General features: G+C 41.2%; 10 protein-coding genes. 8 read left to right on the top strand and 2 right to left on the bottom strand.

Translation table 11 applies throughout. From position 1 onward, the window contains the following. Positions 1 to 76: 76 nt before the first annotated feature. The 3 genes from rexB to D8863_RS02505 all read left to right on the top strand — a co-directional run bounded on the left by rexB (position 77) and on the right by D8863_RS02505 (position 8,198). Complete coding sequence (gene rexB / locus D8863_RS02495) at positions 77 to 3,352, top strand: ATP-dependent nuclease subunit B (RefSeq protein ID WP_125440974.1); 3,276 nt, start codon at positions 77 to 79, stop codon at positions 3,350 to 3,352. After that, positions 3,349 to 7,002: a helicase-exonuclease AddAB subunit AddA gene (gene addA, locus D8863_RS02500; protein WP_125440975.1), complete on the top strand. Its 3,654-nt coding sequence runs from the start codon at positions 3,349 to 3,351 to the stop codon at positions 7,000 to 7,002. The genes rexB and addA overlap by 4 nt, the downstream gene beginning before the upstream one ends. 17 nt (positions 7,003 to 7,019) lie before the next feature. Beyond that, positions 7,020 to 8,198 carry a hypothetical protein gene (locus D8863_RS02505; RefSeq protein ID WP_125440976.1) on the top strand — a complete coding sequence of 393 codons (1,179 nt, stop codon included), beginning with the start codon at positions 7,020 to 7,022 and terminating at the stop codon, positions 8,196 to 8,198. Positions 8,199 to 8,231: 33 nt separating this feature from the next. Here D8863_RS02505 and D8863_RS02510 read toward each other — a convergent pair whose 3' ends face one another. Together D8863_RS02510 and mazE are read right to left on the bottom strand one after the other, a co-directional pair. Then, on the bottom strand, positions 8,232 to 8,588 hold the full coding sequence (locus tag D8863_RS02510; protein ID WP_125440977.1) for a type II toxin-antitoxin system PemK/MazF family toxin: 357 nt from the start codon (positions 8,586 to 8,588) through the stop codon (positions 8,232 to 8,234). Next, positions 8,572 to 8,787: a type II toxin-antitoxin system PemI/MazE family antitoxin gene (gene mazE / locus D8863_RS02515; protein WP_070567369.1), complete on the bottom strand. Its 216-nt coding sequence runs from the start codon at positions 8,785 to 8,787 to the stop codon at positions 8,572 to 8,574. Before mazE ends, D8863_RS02510 begins: the two co-directional genes overlap by 17 nt. A gap of 214 nt (positions 8,788 to 9,001) precedes the next feature. On the opposite strand from mazE, the gene ylqF reads away from it, so the two are divergent. From ylqF to D8863_RS02540, 5 genes are all read left to right on the top strand, one after another. Further along, positions 9,002 to 9,853, top strand: a complete 852-nt coding sequence (ylqF, locus tag D8863_RS02520) for a ribosome biogenesis GTPase YlqF (protein WP_000201310.1) — start codon at positions 9,002 to 9,004, stop codon at positions 9,851 to 9,853. Continuing rightward, positions 9,840 to 10,619, top strand: coding sequence for a ribonuclease HII (gene rnhB, locus D8863_RS02525; protein ID WP_000207519.1), 780 nt, complete (start codon positions 9,840 to 9,842; stop codon positions 10,617 to 10,619). Before ylqF ends, rnhB begins: the two co-directional genes overlap by 14 nt. A 12-nt stretch (positions 10,620 to 10,631) precedes the next feature. Then, positions 10,632 to 12,182 (top strand): ClC family H(+)/Cl(-) exchange transporter, encoded by a 1,551-nt coding sequence (locus D8863_RS02530; protein ID WP_125440978.1) that lies wholly within the window; start codon positions 10,632 to 10,634, stop codon positions 12,180 to 12,182. A 51-nt stretch (positions 12,183 to 12,233) separates the two neighbouring features. Further along, a complete protein-coding gene (locus D8863_RS02535) occupies positions 12,234 to 12,980 on the top strand; it encodes a CPBP family intramembrane glutamic endopeptidase (RefSeq protein WP_125440979.1) in 747 nt (248 codons plus the stop codon). 150 nt (positions 12,981 to 13,130) lie between these two features. After that, positions 13,131 to 13,565, top strand: a complete 435-nt coding sequence (locus tag D8863_RS02540) for a hypothetical protein (RefSeq protein ID WP_125440980.1) — start codon at positions 13,131 to 13,133, stop codon at positions 13,563 to 13,565. Positions 13,566 to 13,584 lie beyond the last annotated feature (19 nt).

Here is a 13,584-nt window from a genome sequence, read left to right on the forward strand (position 1 = left end):
GAATTTTGGATTTGGACTGTGAAGCGAACTTTGCTATAATAGAGTAAGAAACTTTGATAAAGCAAACGAGGCTGAGATGAAATTACTTTATACTGATATTCGGACTTCTTTGACTGAAATTTTAACGAGAGAGGCAGAAGAGCTAGTTGCTGCTGGTAAGCGGGTTTTCTACATTGCTCCCAACTCTCTTTCATTTGAAAAGGAACGCGCCGTGCTGGAATGCTTGTCCCAGCAGGCTTCTTTTGCGATTACCGTCACGCGTTTTGCTCAGATGGCTCGTTACCTGGTTTTAAATGATTTGCCAGCTAAGACGAGTCTAGATGACATCGGTCTTGGGATGGCTTTTTATAAATGTCTTGCGGAACTAGATCCCAAGGACTTGCGTGTTTATGGTGCGATTAAGCAGGAATCTCAATTTATCCAGCAGTTGGTTGAACTTTATCATGAGATGACGACTGCTCAGATGAGCTTTTTGGACTTAGAAAGTTTGACGGATGAGGACAAGAGAGCAGATTTACTCTTGATTTTTGATAAAGTAACAGCCTATCTCAATCAAGGTCAGTTGGCTCAGGGAAGTCAGTTGTCCCATTTGATTGAGGCTATTGAGAATGACAAGGTAAGTAGTGATTTTAGTCAGATTGCCTTGGTTATCGATGGCTTTACCCGTTTTTCTGCTGAGGAAGAGCATGTGGTGGATCTGCTCCATCGAAAAGGTGTCGAGATTGTCATTGGTGCTTATGCAAGCAAGAAAGCCTATATCAGTCCGTTCACTGAAGGGAATCTCTACCAAGCCAGTGTGGAATTTCTCCATCATTTGGGGGAAAAATACCAAACAACTGCTCAGGATCGTTCTCAGACACATGAGAAAATGGATAGTTTTGACAAGGCCTCTCGTTTGCTGGAGTCTTCTTATGACTTTTCAGAACTCACCTTGGATATCGATGAGAAAGACAGGGAAAACCTGCAAATCTGGTCTTGTTTGACGCAAAAAGAAGAGCTGGAATTAGTAGCCCGTAGCATTCGTCAGAAATTACATGACCACCCAGAACTGAGTTACAAGAATTTCCGTATTCTGCTGGGGGATGTGGCATCTTATCAGTTATCACTGAAAACTATTTTTGACCAGTACCAGATTCCTTTTTATCTTGGTAGAAGTGAATCCATGGCTCATCATCCCTTGACTCAGTATGTCGAATCTATTTTGCGTTTGAAGCGTTACCGTTTTCGTCAGGAGGATTTGATTAATCTCCTCAGAACTGGTCTGTATACTGACCTTAGCCAAGCGGATATTGATGCTTTTGAGCAATATCTCCGCTACCTTGGCATCAATGGCTTGCCTGCTTTTCAGCAGACCTTTACCAAATCCCACCATGGAAAATTTGATTTGGAACGCTTGAATGCCCTTCGTCTGCGAGTTTTGGCGCCACTTGAAACCTTATTTGCCAGTCGGAAGCAAAAGACTGAAAATCTCTTGCAAAAGTGGAATACTTTTCTAAAAAATGCTGCTTTAAGCAAGCAGATGCAAGAATTGACAGCTACTATGGAAACTCTAGAACAGGAAAGACAAGCCGAAGTTTGGAAGGCTTTCTGCCATGTTTTAGAACAATTTGCGACCGTTTTTGCTGGTTCACAGGTTAGTCCAGAGGATTTCCTAGCCTTGCTCCATTCTGGGATGAGTTTGTCCCAGTATCGCACCATTCCAGCGACAGTGGACACTGTTCTGGTGCAGAGTTACGATCTGATTGCACCTATGACCGCTGACTTTGTCTACGCCATCGGGCTGACTCAGGATCATTTACCAAAAATTGCGCAAAACACCAGTCTTTTGACAGACGAAGAAAGACAAAGCCTAAACCAAGCGACTGAAGAGGGAGCACAATTACTGATTGCAAGTAGTGAAAACCTCAAGAAAAATCGCTATACCATGCTTTCTTTAGTCAATGCTGCTCGTAAGCAGTTGATTTTGTCAGCTCCAAGCCTCCTCAATGAAAATGAGAGCAAGGAATCAGCCTATCTTCAGGAACTGGTGAGTCTTGGATTTAGCCGAATAGAGAAGAAGATTCATCAAAAAAGTCTGTCTAAGGATGATATGGGTTCTTATCACAGTCTCTTGTCTAGCTTAGTTGCCTATCATCAGCAGGGCGAGACGACTGATACTGAGCATAATTTGACATTTATTAAGGTTCTGGCGCGTGTCATGGGGAAAAAACTTGACCAAAAAGGCCTTGCCAATCCAGCCCTCCCAACTAGCCCAAGCAGCAAACCATTAGAGAAAGAGACCTTACAGGCTCTCTACCCTGCTGACAAGGAGTTTTACCTGTCTACCTCTGGTTTGACGGAGTTTTACCGCAATGAATATAGTTATTTCCTCCGTTATGTCTTAGGTTTGCAGGAAGAATTGCGCCTGCGTCCAGATGCTCGCAGTCATGGTAATTTCTTGCACCGTATTTTTGAACGTGCCTTGAAACTACCTGCTGAAAATTCCTTCGATCAGCGTTTGGAGCAAGCTATCAAGGAAACCAGCCAAGAACGCGAATTTGAAGCTATTTATCAAGAAAGTTTGGAAGCCCAATTTACCAAGGAAGTTCTTCTTGATGTTGCGCGAACTACGGGCCACATCCTTCGTCATAATCCAGCCATTGAAACCATCCAAGAGGAGGCAACATTTGGTGGCAAGGACCAGGCCTTTATTCAATTGGATAATGGTCGCAGTGTCCATGTGCGAGGCAAGGTTGACCGAATCGACCGTTTGAAAGCTGATGGAGCACTAGGAGTGGTGGACTATAAGTCTAGTTTGACCCAATTCCAGTTTCCTCATTTCTTTAATGGGCTTAATTCCCAACTGCCTACCTATCTTGCTGCCCTAAAAAGTGAAGGGGAGCAGAACTTTTTCGGCGCTATGTACTTGGAAATGGCTGAGCCTGTCCAATCTTTATTAGCTGTTAAAAGTTTGGCTGGAGCAGTAGCTGAAGCTAGCAAGTCAATGAAATACCAAGGACTCTTTTTAGAAAAAGAAAGCAGTCACTTGGGCGAATTTTACAACAAAAACAAGGCCAATCAGCTGACAGATGAGGAATTCCAGCTCTTATTGGACTACAATGCCCATCTTTACAAGAAGGCAGCTGAGAAGATTTTACAAGGTCAGTTCGCCATCAATCCATACACAGAGAATGGCAGAAGTATTGCCCCATACGTTCAACAACATCAGGCTATTACTGGCTTTGAAGCAAACTACCATCTAGGTCAAGCTCGTTTTCTAGAGAAGTTAGAGCTAGCTGATGGCAAACGACTGGTCGGAGAAAAACTCAAGCAAGCTTGGTTTGAAAAAATGAGAGAGGAGTTGAATCGATGAAGCCTATTTCCTTTTTAACTGAGGAAGAAATTCAAAAATTGCAAGAAGCAGAAGCGAGTTCGAGCAAGGAACAAAAGAAAACTGCCGAGCAAATCGAAGCCATTTATACTGCTGGGCAAAATATCCTAGTCTCAGCGTCTGCTGGTTCAGGGAAAACCTTTGTCATGGCAGAGCGTATTCTGGATCAGTTAGCGCGTGGTGTCGAAATTTCTCAACTCTTTATCTCAACCTTTACTGTCAAGGCTGCTACCGAACTCAAGGAACGCTTGGAGAAAAAAATCAGCCAGCAGATCCAAGAAACCGATGATGTTGATCTCAAACAACACTTGGGACGACAGTTGGCAGATCTGCCCAACGCGGCCATCGGAACTATGGACTCCTTCACACAAAAATTCCTCGGTAAACATGGCTACCTGATTGATATTGCACCCAATTTTCGTATTCTACAAAATGAAAGTGAGCAGTTAATCCTCAAAAATGAAGTTTTTCATCAGGTGTTTGAAGAGCATTACCAAGGTGAAAATAAAGAGAAATTTAGTCGTTTGGTTAAGAACTTTGCAGGGCGTGGCAAGGATGAACGTGGTCTGCGCCAGCAAGTCTACAAAATCTATGATTTTCTTCAATCCACCAGTAGCCCCCAAAAATGGCTGAGCGACTCTTTTCTCAAAGGGTTTGAAGAAGCTGACTTTGCAATTGAAAAAGACAAACTGACCGAGCAAATCAAGCAGGCGCTTTGGGATTTGGAAAGCTTTTTCCGTTATCATCTGGATAATGATGCTAAGGAGTTTCCCAAAGCTGCCTATTTAGAAGCTGTGCAACAGGTTTTGGATGAAATTGGCACCTTAAATCACTTGTCTGATAGTCAGGCTTATCAAAAAGTTCTTTCACATGTTGTTGCTATCTCTAAGGAGAAAAATGGTCGGGCTCTTGCTAACTCTAGTCGAAAGGCTGATTTGAAGCCACTTGCAGATGCTTATAACGAGGAGAGAAAATCCCAGTTTGCAAAACTTGGACAACTAGCAGACCAGATAACGATTCTCGACTATCAAGAACGTTATCATGGAGAGACCTGGGAGTTAGCTAAAACTTTCCAAAACTTTATGAGCGATTTTGTGGAGGCTTATCGTGAACGTAAACGCCAGGAAAATGCCTTTGAATTTGCTGATATCAGCCATTATACCATTGAGATTTTAGAGAATTTCCCACAAGTCCGTGATGCATATCAGGAACGATTCCACGAAGTCATGGTTGATGAGTATCAGGATACTAACCACATTCAAGAACGAATGCTGGAATTGCTGTCGAATGGTCACAATCGCTTTATGGTGGGAGATATCAAGCAGTCCATCTACCGTTTCCGTCAGGCAGACCCGCAGATTTTCAATGAGAAATTCCAACGCTATGCGCAGAATCCTCAAGAAGGCAAGTTGATTCTCCTCAAGGAAAATTTCCGTAGTAGTTCAGAAGTGTTGTCTGCAACCAATGATGTTTTTGCACGCCTTATGGACCAAGAGGTCGGTGAAATCAACTATGACAGCATGCACCATCTTGTTTTTGCCAATACCAAACTGACTCCTAATCCAGACAACAAGGCAGAATTTCTCCTTTACGATAAGGACGACAACGTGCAAGAGGAAGAAGAAAGTGATGCAGACACGAAACTAACTGGGGAAATGCGCCTGGTCATCAAGGAAATCCTGAAGCTTCATCAGGAAAAAGGTGTTGCCTTCAAAGAAATTGCCCTTTTGACCTCTAGCCGCAGTCGAAACGACCAGATTCTCCTCGCCCTGTCTGAGTACGGAATTCCAGTTAAAACCGACGGTGAGCAAAACAATTACCTCCAATCCCTAGAAGTACAAGTTATGCTGGACACACTGCGTGTCATTCACAATCCCCTGCAAGACTATGCCTTAGTTGCTCTGATGAAGTCTCCTATGTTTGGTTTTGATGAGGACGAGTTGGCACGCTTGTCCCTTCAGAAAGTAGAAGATAAGGTCCAAGAAAATCTCTATGAGAAACTGGTCAATGCTCAAAAACAAGCAGCTAGCCAGAAAGAGTTAATTCATACAGCTCTAGCGGAAAAATTAAGTCAGTTCATGGATATCTTGGATTCTTGGCGCTTGTATGCCAAAACCCACTCTCTCTATGACTTGATTTGGAAGATTTATAATGACCGTTTTTACTATGACTATGTTGGAGCCCTGCCAAACGGTTCAGCTAGACAGGCCAATCTCTATGCCCTAGCTCTACGAGCTGACCAGTTTGAAAAGAGTAATTTCAAGGGCTTGTCTCGTTTTATCCGTATGATTGACCAAGTCCTAGAAGCCCAGCATGACCTCGCAAGCGTAGCCGTCGCACCGCCTAAAAATGCCGTGGAACTTATGACCATTCACAAGAGCAAAGGATTGGAATTTCCTTACGTCTTTATCCTCAACATGGATCAGGACTTCAACAAGCAAGACTCGATGTCAGAAGTTATTCTCAGTCGTCAAAATGGGCTTGGTGTCAAATACATTGCCAAAGTGGAAACAGGAGCAGTGGAAGCACACTATCCTAAAACCATCAAACTCTCCATTCCTAGCCTAACTTATACGCAGAATGAGAAAGAACTGCAATTGGCTAGCTATTCAGAGCAGATGCGTCTGCTGTATGTTGCCATGACGAGGGCTGAGAAAAAGCTCTACCTTGTCGGTAAGGGCTCTCGCGAAAAGCTAGAAGCCAAGGTATACCCGGCAGCAAATAACGGAAAATTAGATAGCAATACCAGACTGCAAGCAAGAAATTTCCAAGATTGGATCTGGGCTATCAGTAAAGTTTTTGCCAAGGACAATCTCAACTTTAGCTATCGCTTTGTTGGTGAAGACCAGTTGACTAGAGAAGCTATCGGGGAATTGNAAAACAAGAGCCCTTTACAAGACAGCTCTCAAGCAGACAACCGCCAGTCTGAAACTATCAAAGAAGCTTTGGAAATGCTGAAAGAGGTGGAAGTTTATAATACTCTTCACCGTGCAGCCATTGAGCTTCCTAGCGTTCAAACCCCAAGCCAAATCAAGAAATTCTACGAACCCGTTATGGATATGGAAGGGGTAGAAATTACTAACCAAACTCAATCAACAGAGAAGAAAATCAGCTTTGATTTACCTGATTTTTCAACTAAAGAAAAAGTAACTGGAGCTGAGATTGGTAGTGCCACTCACGAACTCATGCAGAGAATTGACCTTAGTCAGCGACCAACGCTTGCTAGCCTGACAGAAACTCTCAAACAAGTTCAAACCAGCCCAGGTGTCAGAGATAAGATCAATCTTTCTAAAATCCTAGCTTTCTTTGACACACCACTTGGTCAGGAGATTCTTACCAACACTGACCATCTCTACCGTGAGCAACCTTTCTCTATGCTCAAGCGGGACCAAAAGAGTCAGGAAGACTTTGTTGTTCGTGGGATCTTGGACGGCTATCTGCTTTACGAGGACAGAATTATTCTTTTCGACTATAAGACAGACCGTTACGATCAACTAAGTCAACTCATAGACCGCTACCGTGGTCAGTTAGCCCTATACGGAGAGGCTTTATCACGAGCTTATTCGATTAAAAACATTGAAAAATACTTGATTTTACTCGGCAAAGATGAGGTTCAAGTTGTAAAAGTATGACCTAGAAAGGAGACCTCATGACACTTCCAGTTAGAAAATCCCTGCACGATGCGGTTTTACAGGCTTCAAAAGCTGATACTTGGGATCAAGCTACCAAGGAATGGAATGAAGTTTCCTTGATTTTTAATGGTATTGGCCGTAGTAATTGTGTTTGTGGGAATGCCATTAAATACTCTTACGAACTCTTTAATACTGTCACAGCTCAGCGTCTCTTTCCTATCGGAAGCGACTGTGTTCGCCATTTTCATCGTATTAACCTCGATCAGCAACTAGAAGAGGAAGAAAAACTACTCAGAAAAGTTGAAAACCTAACCAGAAAAGCTCAGAAAAAGGAAAAAATCAAGGTTAATAAAAGCGATTTTGACGAGCGACTTCTAAAATGGTTTTGGGAGAAAGGTGTTTTCAAAGCCAATCGTGGCAATCAATTCGCGCCTGAGAGAGACTATCAGCTCTTCCTAGAGGTCTTTCAAGGCGGAAGTTGGACCAAGGCAGATCCAAATAAGAAGGCTCGTATGGAAGAAGTGCTGGAAAAGTGTATCAAACCTTTTCTACTTGGTAAGACCGATGACCAACTCTACCTTGTCAAACTAGGCAAGGAGAAAATTGACTACGAGCAGCATTTACGGATTCAAGCAGAGAAAGAACGCAAGAAAAGAGATAAAATCGCCAAGCAATACGCTGACAACCTCATTCTTGCTATGGGACCTGCAGAACGAGCCTATCAAGATTACTTTGGCTTTACAGAAACCTTGACCCAAGAAGAACGAAAATGGGAAAAAATCCTCTTTGGTAAGAATAGAGACGAACGGGCTATCAAGGCTAAACAAAACCAAAAGGAGTTGGAAAAGGATCAGCGAATTGCAAATCAAGATCCGATTGAACGAAAGCAGAAGCAGACTTGGCTTCTTAATTCCTATTTTCGTGATTTGCCTGATGAAAAATCCAGATTTGCTCGACTCTTATTAGAATTTCGAAAAAGTGGAGAAGTAGCTTTTTCAGATGATTACTTATCTGAGCATCTCATAGACTTTTTCTACAAGATGAAAGTCTTTGAGTTTGAAATTGCACCAGAACAAGTCCGCGATTTTCTAAAAGAATGCCTTCAGGCAGAACATCTATCATCTGCACAAGAAAGTTGGACTAGAGGGATTCTCCTCAATTGTCTTCATCCGTTTTTAGATAGGTTACTCATATAGAAAAAATCCTACCTTGTCTATGCATGGTAGGATTTAAGTATCTCCAAAGATGTACTGGTAAAGTTGGACGACTTTCTGAAAACATTGTGTGTCCATTCTTGTTATTTTTTGAGCATTACGCATCCGAAAATCAAAGGTATAAAGTTGAAATGGATTGACAGCACCATCTACCTTATCCGACGAGACAGGAACGAGCAAGCCTTTTTCTGCCAACCGTTGTTGGCCATGAGTGATAGGACAGACAGCCACAAAACCAGTTTGCAAGGCATATTCTCTCCTAGAAACAACCAAGGCAGGTCGCCGTTTCTGGATTTCTCGACCGACTGATGGATCAAAGTCCAGCCAAATGATATCCTGCTTTTCAGGAATATAGTCAAATTTCGCTATCAAGTGACCCTACCCCTTCAAAATCGTTTGTCATTCTCAAATCAGTAATTCCATCAAAAGGATCTTTCAGTTTTGGAGCTAAGACAATGACTCCGTCAATCCCTTTGTAGACAACCATTTCTTGACCTTCTGACATACCCAAATTTTTAGGAATGGTCACAGTGAGAGAGTTTCCCACCTTTCGAGTCTTTACTGTATTCATTGCACTACCTCCACGAATTAGTATACACTAAGTATATACCCGAAAACAAAAAAAGTCAAGTAAATCCTTACTGGTATCAAGGATGTTTCGGACCAATACTATTTATCATTTATTGTGGTCAAAGCCTGTGCAAAAGTTCCTCATTTATGATAGAATAGGTAGTAAGAAAGAAAACGTTTTTACTACGTTTTTTTAGTCGGAAGGGGAAAATATTATGGCTACTATTCAATGGTTTCCGGGTCACATGTCTAAGGCTCGGCGGCAAGTTCAGGAGAATTTAAAGTTTGTTGATTTTGTGACGATTTTGGTGGATGCTCGGCTACCTTTATCTAGTCAAAATCCTATGTTAACCAAGATTGTGGGTGATAAACCAAAGCTTTTGATTTTGAATAAGGCAGATCTGGCTGATCCTGCAATGACCAAAGAATGGCGTCAGTATTTTGAATCACAGGGAATCCAAACTCTGGCTATCAACTCCAAAGAGCAAGTGACTGTAAAAGTTGTGACGGATGCCGCTAAAAAGCTCATGGCTGATAAGATTGCACGCCAGAAAGAACGAGGTATCAAGATCGAAACCTTGCGGACTATGATTATCGGAATTCCAAATGCCGGTAAGTCAACTCTCATGAACCGTTTGGCTGGGAAAAAGATTGCAGTTGTCGGCAATAAACCAGGTGTTACCAAGGGGCAACAGTGGCTCAAAACCAATAAAGACCTGGAAATCCTAGACACACCAGGGATTCTTTGGCCTAAGTTCGAAGACGAAACCGTTGCTTTGAAACTAGCCCTAACAGGGGCAATTAAAGATCAACTACTCCCAATGGATGAAGTGACCATTTTTGGTCTCAATTATTTCAAAAAACATTATCCAGAAAAGCTAGCTGAACGCTTCAAACAAATGAAAATAGAAGAAGAAGCACCTGTTATTATCATGGATATGACCCGTGCCCTTGGTTTCCGAGACGACTACGACCGCTTTTACAGCCTCTTCGTCAAGGAAGTCCGTGATGGAAAACTCGGTAACTATACCTTAGATACATTGGACGACATCGATGACGACGATTAAAGAAATCAAAGAACTTCTTGCCACTGTCAAAGAATTAGACAATCCTCTTTTTCTAGAATTCGAAAAAGATCCTCGTTCTGGAGTTCAAAAGGAAATCAACAAGCGTAAAAAAGCCATTCAGGCTGAACTGGATGAAGACCTTCGTTTGGAAACTATGCTTTCCTATGAAAAAGAACTGTATAAGCAAGGATTGACCCTAATTGCAGGTGTTGATGAGGTCGGCCGTGGTCCTCTGGCTGGACCCGTAGTCGCTGCAGCTGTTATCTTGCCCAAAAATTGTAAGATTAAAGGCCTCAACGATAGCAAAAAAATCCCTAAAAAGAAACATCTGGAAATTTATCATGCTGTTCAAGACCAAGCCTTAGCAATCGGGATTGGAATCATGGATAATCAAGTCATTGACCAAGTCAATATCTATGAAGCAACCAAACTAGCCATGAAAGAAGCAATCTCCCAGCTCAGTCCGCAACCTGAGCACCTCTTGATAGACGCCATGAAACTGGAGTTACCAATTTCACAAACCTCCATTATCAAAGGAGATGCCAACTCCCTCTCCATCGCAGCTGCATCTATAGTGGCCAAGGTGACACGGGATGAATTGATGAAGGAATATGACAACCAATATCCCGGCTATGATTTTACAGCTAATGCAGGCTATGGAACAGCTAAACACCTAGAAGGACTGGAAAAATTAGGTGTCACCCCAATTCACCGAACCAGTTTTGAACCAGTCAAAACACTGGTTTCAACTAAGAAAGACAAGTAAGAGGAAATGATTATGGAGGAACAGTCAGAAACATTCAGTTCCAAGAAAGAATTTGCCTTTGCCTCAAGCACCATATTATCCCAAGTTGGGCGAGGAATCATTGTTGGACTCGTCGTCGGGCTAATCGTCGGATCCTTTCGTTTCTTAATCGAAAAGGGTTTCCATCTGATACAAGGACTCTATCAAGATCAAGCGCACTTAGTGCGCAATCTTTTTATCATTGGCCTATTTTATGTAATAGTTTGCTGGCTTAGTGCGAAACTAACTCGATCAGAAAAAGATATCAAGGGTTCAGGAATTCCTCAAGTCGAAGCCGAATTAAAGGGACTAATGACTCTTAACTGGTGGAGTGTCCTCTGGAAAAAATATATTCTAGGTATTCTTGCTATTGCCAGTGGCCTTATGCTAGGTCGGGAAGGGCCAAGTATTCAACTTGGAGCAGTTGGTGGTAAAGGTATCGCCAAGTGGCTCAAATCTAGCCCAGTAGAGGAACGTTCCCTGATTGCCAGTGGAGCTGCTGCAGGTTTAGCCGCTGCCTTTAATGCACCAATTGCAGGTCTCCTCTTTGTTGTAGAGGAAGTCTATCACCATTTTTCACGATTTTTCTGGGTATCAACTCTAGCAGCTAGTCTCGTAGCAAACTTTGTCTCACTACTCATATTTGGCCTAACACCCGTACTGGATATGCCAGACAACATTCCTCTCATGACCCTAGACCAGTATTGGATTTACCTCTTTATGGGAGTTTTTCTCGGGCTTTCTGGTTTTCTCTATGAGAAGGCTGTACTCAATGTTGGTCGAATTTATGACTGGATTGGTCAAAAAATTCATTTGGACAGAGCATATTATCCAATTATCGCCTTTATTCTCATCATACCAGTCGGGATTTTCTTGCCACAAATCCTTGGTGGTGGAAATCAGCTGGTTCTTTCCTTAACTGAGCAAAATTTTAGTTTCCAAGTTCTATTAGCTTACTTTTTGATCCGCTTTGTTTGGAGTATGATTAGTTATGGAAGTGGCCTCCCAGGAGGAATTTTCCTACCCATTTTGGCGCTTGGTTCCTTACTTGGTGCCCTAGTTGGTGTCATTTGTGTCAACCTTGGGCTTGTCAGTCAGGAACAATTTCCTATATTTGTCATTCTGGGAATGAGTGGCTACTTTGGGGCAATTTCCAAGGTTCCCTTAACCGCTATGATACTCGTAACCGAGATGGTTGGAGATATTCGCAACCTCATGCCACTTGGCTTAGTGACCTTAGTTGCCTACATCGTCATGGATCTGCTCAAGGGTGCTCCAGTCTATGAAGCTATGCTAGAAAAAATGCTACCAGAAGAAGCGACAGACGAAGGAGAAGTCACCCTCATAGAAATCCCTGTGTCTGACAAAATCGCTGGAAAACAGGTTCACGAGCTCAATTTACCACATAACGTACTCATCACCACCCAAGTCCATAATGGCAAAAGCCAAACAGTTAACGGCTCAACTAGAATGTATCTGGGGGATATGATTCACCTGGTGATTCCAAAAAGTGAAATCGGAAAAGTCAAGGATTTGTTGTTGTAAGTTCTGTTTACATAATTTATTTTACGTAAAATATTATTGAAAGGATTCTCAATGAAAAGAAATAAGGCAATTGCGGTATATTTGCTAGGCACATTTAGCCAGTTAGTATCAGTTTGTCTCCTTTTCTTTCTCTTGAATCATTTTTCTATTCATTCCAATCTATTATCTATTTTAGGAATCTTTCTAGGTGGCATTTCTTCAGCTCTTTGGGGAACAATTGTTGCAAATCACTATTTTCATATTCATTTTAAAAAGATTGTAAAAGATTTTTTTAACATTCATACCAGTTATAAACACTATTTATTATCTTTTTTCCTTATTATCCTTGATTTTTCTTTTCTAATGTTTGGTGGGAAAATAGTAGAATTTAGCTGGTATCTCCCATTTTTGATGTTCTTCAAATTTATTGTCTTTGGTGGTATAGAAGAGATTGGATGGCGATATGTTTTTCAACCAATTTTACAAGAAAAGTTGCCATATTTTTACTCAACAATCTTAACCTTTTTCAGCTGGGCAATTTGGCATCTGTTGTTCTTTTACATAGATGGTTCCCTAGCAACTCTGCAAATTCTACCGTTTTTATTTGGATTGCTGACGAATTCTTTCATACTCTCAGCTCTTTATATCAAAACAAAGAGTCTCTGGATTTGCGTTATGACACATTCGATCATTAATGTCTTGTCTCAGCTAACCATAGATACTAATCGATACGAAACCTACCTAATCAAAATTTTCGTCATCTTGGTATCCTGCTATATGGTAATACATAAAAAAGATGAGTATAATCGGTATGAATAAAATTAATATAAATCTTCAAAACCAAATCAAAAAAGATTTGGTTTTTTAAGAATTAGAAATCTATTTTTCAGTATATAGTATAATTTTTACCCCTTACTTTGTTAAGAATGATTAGAATATTGTATAATAAGAAAAAGGAGAAAAGCATAAATGAATAATTCTGGAATTAAAAAAAGTCATACAAGAATACTAATCATTTTGTTACTCGCAACCATCACAGCAGGAGCTATTTTTATGTTTAGGTTGTTAGGAAAATCGCAAGAAGAACATCGGAATAGAGTGTATGAATTTAGTTTGGTGAATGCCTTAAAGAATTCCTATGAAGGGATTGAAGAGATTAAAATTTCCAATCCAGAATACACAAGCCCTCCTGGTTCGTGGTCTTGTGATGTAGAAATCAAATTTAAACATGAAGAAAAAATTAAGTATAGTGTTGGATATTCTCTAGACACTGAAGAAATAACAGATACTTCATTGGAATGGGAAAATAGAGAAAAAGATCGACAATTTTTAAATGAAAACAAGGGTAAAACTGCTTCGAAAATTAGGGTAACTTATTCTAATAATGACGAAGGAGAGCAATAATGGCATTTAGTTATACTGA

The organism is Streptococcus oralis (assembly GCF_003943825.1).
GTDB lineage: Bacteria > Bacillota > Bacilli > Lactobacillales > Streptococcaceae > Streptococcus > Streptococcus oralis_CD.

Coding starts and splice junctions, on each gene's coding strand:
- rnhB (WP_000207519.1), top strand. CDS start 9,840: ATGACGACGATTAAAGAAATCAAAGAACTTCTTGCCACTGTCAAAGAA.
- rexB (WP_125440974.1), top strand. CDS start 77: ATGAAATTACTTTATACTGATATTCGGACTTCTTTGACTGAAATTTTA.
- D8863_RS02505 (WP_125440976.1), top strand. CDS start 7,020: ATGACACTTCCAGTTAGAAAATCCCTGCACGATGCGGTTTTACAGGCT.
- D8863_RS02535 (WP_125440979.1), top strand. CDS start 12,234: ATGAAAAGAAATAAGGCAATTGCGGTATATTTGCTAGGCACATTTAGC.
- mazE (WP_070567369.1), bottom strand. CDS start 8,787: ATGAATACAGTAAAGACTCGAAAGGTGGGAAACTCTCTCACTGTGACC.
- ylqF (WP_000201310.1), top strand. CDS start 9,002: ATGGCTACTATTCAATGGTTTCCGGGTCACATGTCTAAGGCTCGGCGG.
- D8863_RS02540 (WP_125440980.1), top strand. CDS start 13,131: ATGAATAATTCTGGAATTAAAAAAAGTCATACAAGAATACTAATCATT.
- D8863_RS02530 (WP_125440978.1), top strand. CDS start 10,632: ATGGAGGAACAGTCAGAAACATTCAGTTCCAAGAAAGAATTTGCCTTT.